General features: G+C 54.6%; 10 protein-coding genes. 9 read left to right on the top strand and 1 reads right to left on the bottom strand.

The window, feature by feature from the left end; genetic code table 11:
- The first annotated feature begins 229 nt into the window (after nt 1–229).
- The 5 genes from CLV60_RS16925 (at nt 230) to CLV60_RS16905 (ending at nt 6,889) form a co-directional block, all read left to right on the top strand.
- Nucleotides 230–472 (top strand): hypothetical protein, encoded by a 243-nt coding sequence (locus CLV60_RS16925; RefSeq protein WP_106596537.1) that lies wholly within the window; start codon nt 230–232, stop codon nt 470–472.
- A gap of 102 nt (nt 473–574) precedes the next feature.
- Entirely contained in the window at nt 575–1,996 is a 1,422-nt protein-coding gene (locus tag CLV60_RS16920; protein ID WP_229211007.1) for a sulfatase family protein, read from the top strand.
- Between the two features lie 113 nt (nt 1,997–2,109).
- Nucleotides 2,110–3,954, top strand: coding sequence for an arylsulfatase (locus CLV60_RS16915; RefSeq protein WP_106596536.1), 1,845 nt, complete (start codon nt 2,110–2,112; stop codon nt 3,952–3,954).
- Nucleotides 3,955–4,066: 112 nt separating this feature from the next.
- A complete protein-coding gene (locus CLV60_RS16910) occupies nt 4,067–5,497 on the top strand; it encodes a sulfatase family protein (protein ID WP_170118795.1) in 1,431 nt (476 codons plus the stop codon).
- Between the two features lie 162 nt (nt 5,498–5,659).
- Nucleotides 5,660–6,889, top strand: coding sequence for a mandelate racemase/muconate lactonizing enzyme family protein (locus CLV60_RS16905; RefSeq protein ID WP_106596534.1), 1,230 nt, complete (start codon nt 5,660–5,662; stop codon nt 6,887–6,889).
- Between the two features lie 363 nt (nt 6,890–7,252).
- On the opposite strand, the gene CLV60_RS16900 is transcribed toward CLV60_RS16905, so the two are convergent.
- Entirely contained in the window at nt 7,253–7,852 is a 600-nt protein-coding gene (locus tag CLV60_RS16900) for an RNA polymerase sigma-70 factor (protein WP_170118794.1), read from the bottom strand.
- 145 nt (nt 7,853–7,997) lie between these two features.
- Here CLV60_RS16900 and CLV60_RS16895 point away from each other — a divergent pair, with 145 nt between their 5' ends.
- From CLV60_RS16895 to CLV60_RS16880, 4 genes are all read left to right on the top strand, one after another.
- Complete coding sequence (locus CLV60_RS16895) at nt 7,998–9,026, top strand: FecR family protein (RefSeq protein WP_106596532.1); 1,029 nt, start codon at nt 7,998–8,000, stop codon at nt 9,024–9,026.
- 104 nt (nt 9,027–9,130) lie between these two features.
- Nucleotides 9,131–12,679, top strand: coding sequence for a TonB-dependent receptor (locus tag CLV60_RS16890; protein WP_229211006.1), 3,549 nt, complete (start codon nt 9,131–9,133; stop codon nt 12,677–12,679).
- Nucleotides 12,680–12,691: 12 nt separating this feature from the next.
- Nucleotides 12,692–14,350, top strand: a complete 1,659-nt coding sequence (locus CLV60_RS16885) for a RagB/SusD family nutrient uptake outer membrane protein (protein ID WP_106596531.1) — start codon at nt 12,692–12,694, stop codon at nt 14,348–14,350.
- Nucleotides 14,351–14,392: 42 nt separating this feature from the next.
- Nucleotides 14,393–17,431 carry a CBM35 domain-containing protein gene (locus tag CLV60_RS16880; RefSeq protein WP_106596530.1) on the top strand — a complete coding sequence of 1,013 codons (3,039 nt, stop codon included), beginning with the start codon at nt 14,393–14,395 and terminating at the stop codon, nt 17,429–17,431.
- Nucleotides 17,432–17,457: the final 26 nt, after the last annotated feature.

Raw genomic sequence — 17,457 nt, 5'->3', positions numbered from 1 at the left:
TGACCCCTTGTTAATTTAACCAGGCTTCTATCAGTCTCAAAAATCCAAAAAGCCTATTTACAGCCAAATTGACTCGGGCCTTTTTAGTCAGCCCCTATGAAGGGCTGGTGGTACATTCCCGGATATTTCCGGGATTTGTACCCAGGCGGAACATTTGCGTGATTATATTTGTATATTAAGTCTATAAAAATAGTAGATTATTTTTCATAAACGACTAAATGCAGGCAGTATGAAGACCTATCAACTCAAACTCACATACCCCGAAACGTTGAGTGTGCATCACATCACATCGCTGGTGGAATCGGTAAAAGGCGTAAGGATACAGCGATTGAATATCATCGGGCGGGGGCGCGAGTTTGTAGGCGTGCTGGTGGTGGAGGCCGCGGGGCTGCTGCATTACGATTCACTCGTGGAGCGGCTGCGTTCGCGTCAGGAGGTGCTGCTCGATGAACCCGAAGTTGTTCCGCTTTAATTGCTTCTTCGCTGTGCAGATCATTAGAAGGGCTTGGTTCTTAGCTTATTGAAACCGGAAATGATTTGTGTCGAACCGGTAACAATGACAACCACCAGGCATATGTTTAAAGCATTCAAAATTCCCGTTATTCTCAACGTACTACTGTCGCTGTGTATCATTGATGGTCAAAAACCATCGATCGGCGGTCAGCCGTCAGCCGTCGGTGGTCAAAAAAACACCAACGCCAAACGCCCCAACGTAATTATTATCATGGCCGACGACCTCGACAGCCGTCAGTTGAGCTGCTATGGAGGCCAAAACCTCAAAACCACGCATATTGATGCCCTGGCAAAGGAAGGGCTGAAATTCCATAATCTTTTCACTTCGGAGGCGATGTGCGTGCCTACGCGGGCGTCGCTTTTCACGGGTTTGTATCCCGTGCGCCACGGTTCGTTCCAGAACCACAAGCCGGTGTACGACCATTTGAAAAGTGTCGGTCATTACCTGGGCGACCTCGGTTACCGGGTGGGGCTGACGGGAAAAGACCATGTGACCAAGCCTAAAAGCGTTTTTCCGTTCGATATCGTAGCGGGTTTTGAGCCTAACTGTGTGGCTCCGACAGACGAGTACGGCCTGGACGACATCAGGAAATACATCACGGGCAGCGACAAGCCCTATTGCCTTTTTGTCATGAGCATTAATCCCCACGCTCCCTGGACCGTGGGCGATACCACCGAATTCGACGCTGCCAAGCTAAAACTGCCAGCCAACTGGGTAGATACACCGGTAACCCGCAGGCAATTTGCGAAATACCTCGCCGAAGTGCGGCGGCTGGACGACCAGGTCGGCGAGATCCGTGCATTGCTGAAAGAGACCGGCCAGGACAAGAACACCATCCTGATTTTCCTCGGTGAGCAGGGAGCGCAGTTTCCCGGAGCAAAGTGGAACCTGTACGACACCGGCCAGCAAAGTTCGATGCTCGTTCGGTGGCCAGGGAAAGTAAAGCCGTCGACCGAGACCCATGCATTGGTACAATATGAAGACATTACCCCTACGCTGATCGACATTGCCGGTGGGAAGCCTGTTGCCGGTCTCGACGGACGCAGCTTTTTGCCCGTCATTTCAGGTAAAAACAAGGAGGCAAGAAACTACGCCTACGGCATTCACAACAACATTCCGGAGGGGGATCCTTACCCGATCCGAAGCATCCGGGACCATCGTTACAAGCTGATCCTCAACCTCGCATCCGACAAACCTTATTACAACCGATTCATGATGGATCGTAACCGCAAGGACCGCAATACGGTGTGGTTTTCGTGGGTAGACGACACGGCCGACGCGAATGCGAAAAAGATCACCGACCGTTTCGAGCATCGGCCTGCCGTAGAGTTTTATGATACCGAAAAAGACCCGTTTGAATTGAAAAACCTGGCAGCAGACCCGCAACACGCGCAACGCATTGCTACCCTGCGCACGGAACTCGAAGCATGGATGAAGCAGCAAGGCGACGAAGGGGCTTCGATCGACAGGGTGTATCGCTGATGGCTGAGGGCTGACCGCCGACGGCCGACCGTGGACCGCCGACCATAGCCAGTCGACTATGGACCATAGATCATGGTTTTGATTGATAGTAATGAAGAGAACCTTCCAGTCTGATGCTTAAACTATACAAGACTTCCATTATTTTCAAAGTACTACTGTCGCTGTGTGCGATCCATGGTCCATGGTCGATGGTCTATGGTCAAAAACCATCGATCGGTGGTCGGCCGTCAGTCGTCGGCGGTCAAAAACAGATAGATACCAAACCGAACATCCTCCTCATCATGACCGACGATCAGGGCTACGGCGATTTCGGCTTTACGGGGAACCCGCACGTCAAAACGCCGCATATCGACCGCCTTGCTGCCCGTTCCACGCGGTTGATGAACTACCATAATTCTCCCGTATGTGCGCCCACACGCGCGAGCTTGCTCACAGGGCGCTACCATCAGCGTACGGGCGTACATGATACTTACAACGGCGGGGCAATCATGGCAGCGGAGGAGGTGACGCTGGCCGAAATCCTTTCCAAAAGCGGTTACCGGACCGGCATTGTCGGGAAATGGCACCTGGGAGATAACTATCCGTTCCGGCCGTCGGACCAGGGCTTTCAGTACAGCCTCATCCACGGCGGCGGCGGGGTGGGGCAGCCGGGTGATTTTTACGAAAACTTCATCCGCACCGACAGCAGCTATTTTAATACAACATTATATGAAAACGACCGGAAAGTGCAGCGGCAGGGCTATTGCACGGACGTTTTTACCGACCAGGCCCTGGAATTCCTGAAAGAAAGGAAATCGGCGCCATTCTTCCTCTACGTTTCCTACAATGCGCCGCATACGCCGCTGCAACTGCCGAAAAAATATGAGGATATGTACAAAGACCTCGCATTCGATACCGAAACCGACCGGCAGGAGGGGAAGGCCTGGGCTAAAATGACCGAGAAAGACAAAGCCGACGCCCGGAAAGTGTATGGCATGGCTACCAATATCGACGATAATGTGGGCCGCATTCTGGCGGAACTGAAAAACCAGGGCCTTGAAGAAAATACCATCGTCATTTTTCTGACTGACAACGGCAATCAGCAGTTGCGTTTCAATGCCGGTTTCCGCGGGTTGAAAGGAAGTGCGTGGGAGGGCGGTACGCGCGTGCCGTTCCTGATTTCGGGTGCAGGGCTTTTTGAGCCGAACAAGGAAGTGAATGCGTTGCTGGCGCACATCGATGTGGTTCCCACCTTGCTGGAAGCCGCGAAAATTCCCTTACCTGCGAGCATTAAAGCCGATGGCCGCTCCGCATTGAAAACCATTCAAGGCAAGCTTGCGGCAGCACCGCGTACATTTTATAACTCCTGGAACCGCGGCTGGCCGGAGCCTTACCGCAATGCGGCTTTCTATGAAAACAACCTCAAACTCGTGGCTTTCAACGCCGATGGCGATGACCTGAACACATTCGGGCTGTTCGATCTCGATAAGGATCCGTTTGAAGCGCATAACTTGGTACAGTCGGAGCCCGCATTAGCGAAGCGCCTTAAAAAAGGTCTCGACAGTGTTTTTAATGATATTTCAAACAGTCCAAACCTCACGCCCCGGCGCATTATCGTAGGCTCGGCCCACGAGCCGCTCTCGATCCTCACCCGGCAGGATCTCAACGGCACCGCCATGGGCGCCTGGCTCTCCGACAAAGCCACCGGCTATTGGCATATTACCATTGCCCGGGACGGCTACTACAACCTCCGCTCGATCCACACCAGTACCATTGCCAAGGGTACGCGGAGTTTGGTACGAGTGGGCCACGTGCAGCGCAGTGCACTGGCGAAAGGGGATAGTAATGCAGTGACCATTTCAGGTGTGTGGCTCAAAAAGGGCGATTACCTCGTGGAATCGTGGTTTGAGGGCCAGGGAGGCGTAACGGGGCCGTATTATCTGGAAATGGAGCGCGGGAACGCGACCGCCGACCGCTGACGGCCGATAGCCGAGCCATTGTACACCAATAGATTCAGTATATCCAAACAAAAATAACCCCAAAATCGGCGGTCGGCGGTCCATGGTCGGCGGTCAAAAACCACAAGCTCCCATGCTAAAACAACTCCTGTTTGCCACCGCGCTCTTACATGCCGCTACCTGGCAAGCCCATGCGCAGAAAAAAAAGGCCCCCGCTGCTCCCCAGCCACCTAATATCGTTCTCATCGTTTCCGACGACCACAGCGCGCCGTTTTTGAGCAGTTACGGTTATCCGCAGATCAAGACGCCGAATATCGACCGGCTGGCGCAGGAAGGCATCCGCTTCACGCGTGCCTACACCACCGCGCCGCAATGCGTACTCTCGCGGGCGGCGATCATGACCGGGCGTAACACGCTCGACGTCCAGATGACCCGCTTTTCGGCCCCGCTCGATGCGTCGGTGACGGCCTACCCCGAGCTGTTGCGCAAAGGCGGCTACCATACCGGTATTCTTGGCCGGAATTTCCATCTCGACGGCAACCGCCGCGTGCCGGAAACGGTGGCTGTTTTGGAGAAATATGGCCTCGAAACTTTCAAAAACCGCGTCGATTACCTGAATGCAACCGGTAACCGCGACAGTATTTTCCAGCAATACACCGAGTTTCTGGACAAAGCACCTAAAAACAAACCATTCTTCGTACAAGTAGGGTACAGCGACCCGCACCGGATTTTCAATGCCAAAAACTTCGAGCCCGATCCGCAATCGCTCACATTGCCGGGGCATTGGCCGGATACCAAAGGTGTGCGGGCTGATTTTGCAGCCTATCTCGGCGAAATCCAGCGACTCGACAGCGACGTCGGCCGCGTGCTGGACGATCTGAAAAAGCGGGGACTGGAAGAAAATACGCTCGTTGTATTTATAGGAGACAATGGCGGGGCATTGCTGCGCGGCAAAGGCACCTTGTACGATCTCGGCATTCACGTGCCGTTGATTATCCGGCACCCGAGGCTGATCAAGGCCGGGCAGGTAAGCGACGCGCTCGTTTCCGGGATCGATATTGCCCCCACATTTCTCGCCGTTGCGGGTGTACCTGTTCCGAAAGAAATCACCGGCAAGAGCCTCACACCCACTTTTACCGACTCCCAGCAGGGCGGCCACGAGTACATTTTTGCCGTCCGTGGTGCGCACGGGCAGGGCTTGCCTACCAATTCGTCCAATTTCGATCTGGGCAGGACTATTTTTAACAAAAAGTACAAGCTGATCTACAATGCGATCTGGCAGATTCCCTACCACCCGGTCGATTTTGCCGGACAACCTTTCTGGCTGGATTTGAAACAGCAGCACGCAGAAGGCAAACTGGAAGAGAAATACGACAAGCTGCTCTTTGCCGACCGTCGCAAAATGTTCGAAATCTATGACTTACAGGCCGATCCCGACGAAACGAACAACCTCTCCGGCCAGCCCGAAGTAGCGACCATCGAGCACGATCTGAAAACGCGCTTGCAAGAATGGATGATACTGAACCGGGATTACCTGCCGCTGCCCATTGCGCCGGAGAATTGAGGCAGGGCCTGCGGCCGACGGCTGACCGCCGACGACTGACGGCCGATCACGGATCGCCGACCATGGACCGCCATGGCCGATCACTTGTAAATAAATCGGCGGTCAGCGGTCGGCTGTCGGCCGTCAAAATTTCCTACCGTTAACAAATTTCCCCCAACCCCCATGTTCCGCCGTAATTTCCTGAAAAACGCTGCCTTACTCCCCGCATTCGCGCTCGATATCCCGCACGCCGACACCAAAATTCGCATTACCGACATCCGGGTCCACGAAGTGAAGGTGAACCAGAGAGGCAACTGGCATTTTGTCGAACTGCTTACCGACAAGGGACTCACGGGTTTGGGCGAGGCTTCGCACGGGTTTTCGGTCGCGGTGAAAGATGGCGGCAGCCAGTTGCGGACGGAGCTGAATGATTTATTTCAATTGGTCAAAGGTGAATCGCCATTCGCTGTGGAACAGTACCGGCAGCGCGGGTTTCAGAAGGCATTTGAAAGGGGCAAGATTGCCATTACGGCTTTCAGCGCTATTGAGCATGCTTTGTGGGATTTGAAGGGAAAGGCGCTCGGTGTGCCCGTGTACGAGCTGCTCGGCGGCAAGCTGCGCAACGAGTTGAAAGTGTATGCCAATATCAACCGGGCTACCAACGAGCGGGACGCCAATGGCCGCCGGCTGATCAGCGCATTCCAGGCCAATGCTGAAAATGCATTGAAAAGCGGTTTCAAAGCCGTGAAACTGGCGCCTTTCGATGATATGAAGCCATTGAAAAATTCGAATGAAACGCAAATTGCTTCGGATATCGATTATGCAGTAAGCTGTATCGAAGCCGTGCGGAAAACCGTCGGCCCGGACACCGATCTGCTGATCGATGTACATAGTCATTTGAACCAGGAACTCGCCATTTCTACGGCCAAACGTTTGGAAAAAGCCGGTTTGTATTGGTTCGAAGAGCCTGTCGATCCACAGCAATTTCCGGCCGAAACCCGTGCCATTACCGAAGCTACCCGACAGCCATCGGCAGGCGGGGAGTCGATATTCGGCAGGCAGGGCTTCGCGGAGCTGATCGCCACGCGGGCACTGGACGTGATCATGCCCGACGTAAAGCATTGCGGAGGCATTCAGGAATTACGTTTCATCGCAGCATTGGCCGAAACGGCCGGCAATATCGCCATTGCCCCGCACAACCCCAGCGGACCGGTATCCACGGCAGCCAGCGTGCAGGTATGCGCCTCCATTCCCAACTTCTCTATTCTCGAATATGCCTACGGCGAAGTACCGTGGCGCGCGGAGCTGCTTTCGCCGATCGAACGGTTCGAGAATGGACACATACGCGTGCCCGACGCGCCGGGGCTGGGGCACAAGTTGAACGCGGCGCTGGTTAAGAAATATGCGGTTTGATGAACCGTATTGTGCATGAGGAGGCTCCTGTGGAGCCATGGCGTGGTACGTGCATTGGTATGCTATAAGCAGGATGCCGCTCTGCGGCCGGGGACGTCACGCCGTATCACGCTATCCGCTGCGCATTCGAAGCTTCGATCCATTCGCAGTCGTCGCATTCGGGACAGGTGGGTAGTTCGCGGAAATCCTTGCCGTTGTGCACGCCGCCGCATTTCGCGCAGGCGATGTACTCGCAGTTTGCCTGGGTGAGTTTGTTTTGCAGCTCACTGGGGAAAATAGGCAGGCCCCGACTCGCGAAATGCGTCCATGGAGAGCTTGTGCCTGACCGAACCGCCGATCGCTGTCAGACACCCAACTTCTCGCCTACATAGTCCCGGCCAATACCCATACCAGCACGCTTACCACATAACCGAACTTCGCCCGTAACACGCGCAGGCATTTGCTGATGTGAAATTCGACGGTTTTCTCGGACAGGTCGAGCAGCTGGGCGATTTCCTTGTTGGGGACGCCGCTGCGGCTCATTTCGAATACCTGCTTGCTCTTTTCGGGCAGGTTCGCGAGCTCACGGGAGTAGATTTCCTGCACTTCTTTCAACGACAGCCATTCCTGCACCAGGTTGGCCGATTGCGACGACAACGTTTCCAGGTCGATGTCGTTCAGCGACACGGTGTGTTGCACGAGCTGTTTCCGCAAATGGGAGATGATGCGGTTTTTGAGTGCGGAAAAAAGATAGAGATTGAACGCCTTTTCAATGGTGATGCCCGTCCGTTGCAGCCATAAATGCACAAAAAGGTCCTGGACGAGATCTTCGGACACCTCACTGCTGCCGGTCTTCCGCAATGCGAGCGCGTAAAGCCGGGACGAATACCTGCGATGAAGCTCCGCAAAGGCCAGCGAATCGTCCGAAACCTTTGCAAGCTGCCATAATTCGAGGTCGTCGTTATCGCGGTAATCCTTACTCATGAGGTGCATTCTTCTACTTCGATCAAAAGTAATAAGGATTCAAATAGTATTTGTCATAAAATTTCTTCAAAAGTCACTAGGGATGTGGGCGCGCCGTGCGTCCTGTTTATAGGGAACTGAAATAACAGGTCATTACAAACACATTATGAATAATAACAATATTTCGCCGGAGCTTCTGAGGCGCTATCTCGAAGGACAATGTACCCCGGAGGAAGCGTTTCAGGTCGACGAATGGTACGCGTCGTTGTCGGAGGAGACCGGTAACGGGGCTGCATTCGATCAGCCGCGGCATTTGGGCAAAGTCCAGCATGAGATCCGGAGGCTGTCTTCTGATGAGCGTTCCGCAGATGCGGTACCGACAATGCCATTGCAGCGACCGGCGGTTGGCCGTCCGGTGCTTCAGAGGCTGCTGCGGTATGCGGTAGCGGCGATGATCCTCCTGGCGGTGGGCATCGGGGTTTACAACTTTCTATCCCAAAACAAATCCGTTTTCAAAGCCGGCAGCAATACCCTTGTGATCGTGAACAAAACCCGCCAGGTACGCAAGCATACATTCCCCGACGGCTCCGAAGCCTGGCTGAACCCCGGTACCCGCATTACCTACGCCAAAGAAGATTTCAAGGCTGATTCCCGCGAGGTTTCCCTCGAAGGAGAGGCGTTTTTTGAGGTAACGCATGATGCGTCGCGGCCATTCTTTGTGCACGGCGAGTCGGTGAAGGTGAAGGTGCTGGGCACGAGTTTTAATGTGCGGGCCAATAAAGGCGAAGCGGAATATGAAGTATCGGTGGTGACAGGTAAGGTTTCCGTCACAGCCGACAAAGGCAGGGAGGTAATGCTGCTGCCGCACCAGCAGGCGGTGTTCAAGGTAGCCTCCGGCGAGCTGGTGAGCGAAACCGTGCCCGATGTAGCCGAAAAAGCGCCCTTGTGGCAACCTGTTTCGCTTACTTTCTCGGATGCAAGGCTGGGGGAAGTGGTGCAGCGGCTTGAAGAAAAGTTCGATGTGAAAATCCGCCTTGCAAACCCGAACCTCGAGAACTGCCGCGTCAAAGCCACGTTCGACCAGAACCGGCTTTCAGAAATACTGGAAATGACGATGCAGATCGTGGACGCGAACTACGTGATGCAAAATGATGAGATCGTGATCCGCGGGGAAGGATGTGCCGCTTCGGAGTAGATTCAATTCCTTTCAATATCAATTAAAACAGACACCTAACAGCCGCCCTATGACGAAATTCAACCAACCGAAATAGTACCCGCTTCAACAAAAAATCAGGAGTGATGGAAGCACCCCTGATCCTGAACGAAGACCTTGATGGAACATCACTGGCCGGTGATGCAAGGCTTCCTATTGTTCATATTAACCATTTCAAACTTATGTATTTTTTCCTTAAAAGCAAGACGGCATACCATATTATGCGGTTATCCATATTACAGCTTTTCCTGATCGGAATGATTGCGGCGGGCGGTTACGCGAGGGATATCAATGCGCAGGACCTGCTGGCCAAAAACGTGAGCATCCAGGCTGAAAACATTTCTCTGGGCACTGCGCTAGACCGGTTGGAGAACCTGTCCGGCGTGCGTTTCGCGTACAGCCGCAGCATTATCCCCGTGCGCACCCGGGTGAGCCTGAATGCGAGCAACGAGAAACTTTCGGCCGTGCTCGACCGGCTCCTCCTCCCGCTGCAAATCGAATACCAGCCCGGTGATGGCCAGATTATTCTCAAACGCAGTCGTAAAGTGTCGTTTTTACAGGAACCGCTGTCTCCTGGTGGGGAGCAGGCAAATGGTGCAGCGAGCGCAACAGATATCCGGCTCACGGGTACGGTCGTCGACGATAAGGGCGACAAACTCCCGGGCGTGAGCGTGGTATTGAAAGGCACCCAGCGCGGTACCGTTACCAATGAGGAAGGAGCCTACGCGCTCGATATCCCGGATGATAAATCGCAGGCAGGACCGGCTGTTCTCATATTTTCGTTTGTCGGCTATTTGTCGCAGGAAGTTACCGTGGGCACGCAGGCTGTGGTGGACGTGACTTTGAAAGTGGATTCGAAGTCGCTGGAAGAAGTGGTGGTGGTGGGATATGGTACGCAATCCAAAAAGAATATTACCGGCTCGGTGGCGACGGTACAGGGCTCCGAAATTACCCGCAGCCCGCAGGCGAACATTTCCAACTCCTTTGCCGGCCGTTTGCCGGGCCTGATCGCCAACAACCGCTCCGGTGAGCCGGGTTCGGATGGTTCGAGCATACTGATCCGCGGTAGGGCGACGACCGGCAACAGCAGCCCGCTCATTGTTATCGATGGTATTGCCAATGCGATAGGAGGGCTGGACCGCCTGAACCCGAACGACATTGAAAGCATTTCAGTACTCAAAGACGCTTCCGCAGCCATTTACGGTGCCCAGGCCGCCAACGGGGTAATTTTGATTACGACCAAAAAAGGCCTCGCAGGAAAGCCGCGCTTCGACTATTCCTTCAACCAGGGCTTCGTACAGCCTACGCGCCTGCCCAAGTTCGTGGATGCGCCTACGTACGCGGGAATCCTGAATACGATCGACTACTACCGGAACCCGTCGGGCGGGATGAACCAGCGGTACAGCGACGCCGAGATCCAGAAATTCCGCGACGGTTCGGATCCGATCAATTACCCTAATACCAACTGGGTGAAGGAGTTGATGAAACCCGTTGCACGCCAGAACCAGCATAACCTCTCCGTTTCCGGCGGGACCGAGAAGATCAATTACTTCGTGTCGGCAGGAACCTTGTATCAGGATGGCCTCTACCGCGACGGCGTGAATAAATACCGGCAGTACAGCGTGCGTTCGAATATCAATGTGAATGTGAACGATAAACTGAGTTTCGGAATCCAGCTGGCGACACGGCGAGAGAACCGCAGCTACATCGCAGGTTTCGGGGCCAGCAACGTGTTTGAGTTTTTGTACAGAACATATCCCACATTGCCCGCACGGTATCCCGATGGCAAACTCGGGGCAGGGGTAGAACAAGGCAAGAACCCGATCGCCATGGCTACTTTGGCGGGTACCAACAACAGCCCCACCACGGTTTCGAATGGTATTCTGAGAGCCAGCTACCAGCTGCCGGTCAGCGGTTTGTCGGTCGACGGTTTCTTCTCGGCCGACCAGAGCTTTGCATTTACCAAGGAAATGAGAACGAACTGGATCGTTTATCAATACAACAAAACCACCCAGCAATACAGCACCGTGCTGGGCGGCCCCGCGAAGGCACAGATGTACGAGAGCCAGACGAACAAAGCCCTTTTGACCGGCAATATCAAACTGAATTACGTCAAGAATTTCGGCGATCACGCATTGTCTTCGTTCATTGCGTATGAGCAGAGCCGGGAGACGCAGGAGTTTTTCAGCGCGTCGCGCAACAACTTCATCACCACGCAGCTGCCCGATCTGAGCCAGGGCGGTGCGCAGCCGGTCGACTTCGGCAACAGCGGGAGCAGTTACCGCACCTCGCGCCGGAATGTGTTCGGAAGGGTGAATTACAACTACATGGGACGCTATCTGGCAGAGGTACAATTGCGTTACGACGGGTCGTCGGTGTTTCCGAAGGGCAATCGCTACGGATTTTTCCCGGGTATTTCGTTGGGCTGGCGGGTGTCGCAGGAACCCTGGTTCCAGACAGGCAATGCCATCAACGATCTTAAAATCAGGGCGTCGTATGGGGAGCTGGGTAACGATCGCGTGAACCCCAACCAGTTCCGCGACAATTTCCAGGTGCGAAACGGCGCATTTTCCACCGGCAGCAATGCCAGCAATGTGCCGCTCATTCAGTACTCGCTGCTGGCCAACCCGAATATTACCTGGGAAGTGGCCAAGAAATACAATGTGGGTCTGAATTCGACGCTCTTCAAAAAACTGACCTTCGACCTCGACCTGTTTTTCGAGAACAGGACCAATATCCTCGCCAGCCGCAACGTGAGCATTCCTGCGCTGACCGGGATCAGCAGCTCGCAAATCCCGAAAGAGAACATTGCCGAGGTGCATAACCGCGGTCTGGAAACGCAGATCCAGTATGCGGGCAGCCACAACAATTTCAGCTACAACATCGGCGGTAACTTTGCATTTGCCAAGAGCGAGGTGATTTTCATCGACGAAGCCCCCAACACGCTCGATTACCAGCGCGCCACCGGTATGCCGCTGGGTTCGGACCTCGGCAATCCGAATGCCGACCTCATGTACCGCGCCATTGGTGTGTTCAAAACCCAGCAGGAACTGGATGCCTACCCGCACGTTTCAGGCGCAGGCATGGGCGACCTTAAATACGAGGATTACAACGGAGATGGCAAGATCGACGCCGCCGACCGTATCCGCTCGCAGTATAGCAATGTGCCGCAGATTAGCTATGGCGTGAACCTGGGCGGCGGCTGGAAAAACCTCACTTTGAATGTCCTGTTGCAGGGCCAGGCGCGTGTGGCGCAGTATGTGGTGGTGGAAGCGGGCGAGTTCAGCAGCGTGATGCAATCGCGCGCCGAGGACGCTTGGAGCCCTTCCAACCCGAACGGCAGCTCGCCGCGCATTGATTCGCGCACGGGTACGGGCGTGAACGGCAGCTACAAAAACACGTTCTGGTTCCAGAATACCGCTTTCCTCCGTCTGAAAAACGTGGAGCTGGCTTATAATGTGCCGCAGAAGCTTATTTCAAGAATCGGGCTGGGTGGTCTGCGGATCTATACCAATGGGTTTAACCTGCTTACATTCACCAAGGTAAAGGATTTTGATCCGGAAGGGGACAATGGCAATGCGTTCTTCTATCCGCAGCAGAAAATCTACAATGTGGGCGTGAACGTGACATTCTAAACTGACAAAGACATGAGATTGAATAAACTGATACTAAGCTTGCTTACCGGCGTGACGGCCTGCCTGACCAGCTGCGACGACGCGTTCCTGGATACCAAACCGACCGACATTATCTCCGATCAGGCCATCTGGGCCGACTCCGCGCTGGCCGATGCGTATGTAGTAGGCCGTTATGTAGGCGTGCAGCTCTCGACCGAGGGTGATAAGCCGGGCTTTGGCCGGGGTTTTGAAGATGCCTGGATGAGCTCCGTGACCGACGAGTCGATCTGTAATTTTGATAATGACACCTATTTCGTGCAGCAGGGCAATGCCGCTCCCGACCGCACCGGCTGGATTTCCAACACCTGGACACGCAGCTACCGGAGCATCCGTGAATGCAACTACGGCCTGGCGAACGTCGACAAAGTGCCCATGAGCGAGTCGGGGAAAAAGCGGCTGAAAGCTGAACTGCGTTTTATCCGCGCCTACCGCTACCATGACCTGATCCGCAATTTTGGCGGCATTCCGGTGATCGGCGATAAAGTGTATGCATTGGAAGATCGTGATTATACCGAGCTCTACCAGCGCAAAAGCATCGAAGAGAGCATTGCTTATGCGGTTGCCGAGCTGGATGCTGCTGCCACCGGCCTGGCTGGCGCAGCAGTAACGCCCGGCCGCGGTTCCGAAAATGCGGCATTGGCATTGAAAGCACGGTTGCTGCTTTATGCGGCCAGCCCTTTGTACAACAATGACCAGAACGACGCGGCTAAATGGCAGAAGGCCGCCGATGCGGCCAAAGTGGTGATGGACAAGAATGCATTCTCGCTGTATAGTGACTACCGCAAGCTTTTTATCACCAACAATACTTCGGAAGACATTTTCATCCGCCTCTATTCACCTACCAACGAGCACACCAACCTGGAACTCGTGAACGGCCCGAACGGCTATGGCGGCTGGGCAGGTAATACGCCTTTGCAGAACCTCGTGGATGATTATGAGATGATGGACGGGACGAAAATCACCGATCCGAAATCAGGCTACAACCCGAAAGATCCTTATAAAAACCGCGATCCGCGCCTGACGATGACCGTGTTGTACAACGGCGCGGCTTACCGTGAGCGCAAAGTGGAGACATTCGTGCCGGGCGGCCAGGATAGCAAGGATGGGAACGAAAACTGGAACACCACCAAGACGGGGTATTATGTTTACAAATTCATTAATGACCAAAGCCCGATCCGCAATGCCAACCAGACGGCCACCCAGCCCTGGAAATACATCCGCTACGGCGAAGTCCTGCTGAACTACGCCGAAGCGCGCAACGAAGCTGCCGGCCCGGATGCGACCGTTTACAGCGCCCTGAACCAGATCCGCAAGCGTGCAGGAATGCCCGATTTGCCGGCCGGCCTCACACAGGCAACCATGCGTGAGCGCATCCGTAACGAGCGCCGTGTGGAGCTGGCCTTTGAGGAACACCGGTTCTTCGACGTCCGCCGCTGGAAAATCGCCAACATGACCGAAAACGTACCTGCCTATGGCGTGCGGCCCGAGAAGAAAACCGACGGCTCGATCGAATACGTAAAAATCATCGCATTGGAAGGGCGGAAGTTCCAGGACAAAAATTACTGGCAGCCTATTCCGCAAAGCGAAATCCAGGCATCGGGAGGGGCATTGAAGCAGAATGCCGGGTATTAACCTCCGTTTTTTTGAAAAACATTAACCTGAAAATCATTCAGTATGAAGAAATTATTCTCAATGCTGAACGGGATGGCGTCGCGCCTCCCGTTCGGCAGCGGAGCAACGCTTTGTCGGGCAACGGTGCTCCTCGGTGGGCTGATACTCGTGCAGACAAATGCATTTGCGCAGAGTTTCGAAGCAGAAAGCGGCGTGCTTTCCAACGGAGCCGACATTCAGGGCTGCGGAAGCTGCTCGGGCGGGAGCCAGGTGGGTAACCTGGGTAACGGGGCCGTGGTGATCCCGGTGAACGTGGCCGCGGCGGGTACTTACAATCTGACTGTTACTTACAGCACCGGCGACCCGCGCACGATTAATGTCACGCCGAATGGAGGCACGGCAATTGCCGTTTCTTGCCCCGCATCGGGCGGTTGGTCTACACCTGCGGCCATTACCGTGAGCATTGTTTTGAATGCCGGCAGCAATAGCATCAAACTCGATAACCCAGGTGGCTGGGGCCCGAATATCGACAAGATCGCCTTCTCGCCGATCAATACGCCTAATATCCAGAGCATTGCATTCGGTAGCAACAACCGGATCGACTACGACCTGGCGAACGGGCATTATACCGTGTATTTCAATAACAGCAAGGTGATCGGCGAAGCTACTTCCACAGCTTACTCGGACCAGGTGCACCAGAGTACCGGATTTACGGCGCGCACTTACTCGTCGACACCCGTAACCGACGCATTCGGCAGCGGGACGAAACACGTGATCACGATGACCAAAAGCGGCGCGATCGGTATGCAGCAGGTGTTTTACACTTATCCCGGCAAAGAGCATTTCTTTACCGAGCTGGTACTGACAGGCAACGGCTCCAATTCCTATAAAATGGCGCCGCTGGTGTCCAACTATGTGGATATCCAGTCCAATACCGACCGTCGTGCTTTGTTTGTGCCGTTCGATAATGATGCCTGGGTGCGCTATGATGCCAAGGAAGTGCGGTATGCCAATTTTTTCAGTTCGGAAGCGGGGGCGATTTATGATAATGCGAACCGGAAGGGCCTCGTGATCGGCTCGGTGGAGCATTCGGTATGGAAAACGGGGGTGAACCTCGTAGGCGAGGGCAGGGGCGCGACCAACTATGTGGCCGTGGTGGCAGGCTGGACGCAGGAAAGCGTCACCCGCGACAAACGGGGCCACGGGTGGGTGTCGGTAGGCCAAACCGCCTGCCGCTCGCCGCGTATCCTGGTGAGCTACGGCGCCGACTGGCGCGCGGGCTTCGACACTTACGGCCAGGCGAATGCATTGGCCGAGCCGCGCTACATTTTCAACTGGACGGCCGGTACGCCTTTCGGCTGGAACAGCTGGGGTGCCATTCAGTCGTCGATTAACCTGCCGAAGGCCAAATCGGTCGTGGATTTCTTCTCCACCGGCGTGCCCGATTTCCGTAACAGCGACAACACGCTTTACATCGACCTCGATTCGTATTGGGACAATATGTCGGGAGGCGGCCTGAACGGCAACTTTTCGGAACTGACCGAATTTGCCAATTACTGCAAAAGCAAGGGCTTCAAACCGGGCATTTACTGGGCGCCATTTGTGGACTGGGGTAAGTATGCCCGCCAAATGGAAGGCAGCAGCTACAATTACCAGGACGCCTGGACGAAAGTAAACGGCAGCCCCGTGGAACTCGACGGCGCCTATGCATTGGACCCTACCCACCCGGGTACCAAGGCCCGCCTGCAAATGGTGATCGGGAAGTTCATTGCCTGTGGTTTTGAGATGATTAAAATCGATTTCCTCGGTCACGCATCGCTGGAAGCCGACAGCTATTACGACAATACCATTCACACAGGTATGGAGGCGTACCGGAAAGGAATGGAGTACCTGACCGACCAGCTCGACGGTAAAATGCTCGTGTACGCCGCCATTTCGCCCAACCTCGCGACCGGGCGCTACGCACACATGCGCAGGATCGCATGCGACGCATACAAGGATATTAATGAAACCTCTTACACATTGAACAGCACCACCTATGGCTGGTGGCAGAAACACATTTACAATTATCTGGACGCCGACCACCTCGTGTTCGGAACGCAGACCGACGGCGAAAACCGGGCCCGCTTCGCATCAGGCGTCGTGACCGGTACCCTCATCACCGGCGACGATTTCTCGACCTCCGGCGCATGGACGACCAAAGCGCAGACGCTTCTGCAAAATGAAGACCTGCTCAGTCTCGCGGCCAGTGGCACTGTGTTTACCCCTTTGGAAGGCAACACTGGCAACCAGGCCAACGAGGTATTTGTAAAAAATGCGGGTAACAAATCATACCTGGCAATTTTCAATTACGGCGGCTCGGCCAAGACTTTCAATATCGATTTGCAGCGGGCTGGTATGAGCGGCTCCGATAACTATTCTACCCGCGAGCTTTTCAGTGGCGCCCAGAACGCCCGCCAAACGGCAACCCATGTGCAGGGCACATTTTCAATTACAATACCTGCTGCGGATGCTGCTATTGTGGAATTCAGCAATACTACTTTGCCTGTGACGCTTATTGGTTTCACGGCGGAGAAATCGAATACCGGCACGTTGCTGCAATGGAAAACCTCCGACGAAACCAACAACAAGGAGTTTGTGATCGAGCGCAGCACCGACGGCAAGGCGTTCAAGGCGATCGGCAAGGTGGCCGGTGCGGGGGAGTCTTCCAAAGAGCAATCCTACGCCTACCACGACCTCGCGCCGGTGATGGGGGCTATTAACTATTACCGTTTGAAGCAGGTCGATTTCGATGGCCGGAGCGAACGGTCGGCGATCAGAACGGTGAATTACCGGGATGCGGACGATGCCAAATCGCGCATTAACATCTATCCCAATCCGGGGGCGGATGAACTGAATATCAAACTCGGTGAGTCGCTGGAAGGAAAGGTGATGGTGCGGTTAGTGGATATGAATGGCAAATGCATGCTTTCCAGAAGTTATACCAATCCGGCGGAGGTGATTTCGGTGCCGGGCATCCGGCCGCTGCGTGCCGGGATGTATGTCGTGGAAGTGGAATCGGCAGATGGCGTGGTGCAAAACACCCGATTCAATAAAAATTAATTGGCAGTAGGTTAAAATGGGTAATA

Source organism: Dyadobacter jiangsuensis, assembly GCF_003014695.1.
Lineage (GTDB): Bacteria > Bacteroidota > Bacteroidia > Cytophagales > Spirosomataceae > Dyadobacter > Dyadobacter jiangsuensis.
The sequence above is the reverse complement of the archived record's forward strand: the minus strand, read 5'-3'. Positions and strand labels throughout refer to the sequence as shown.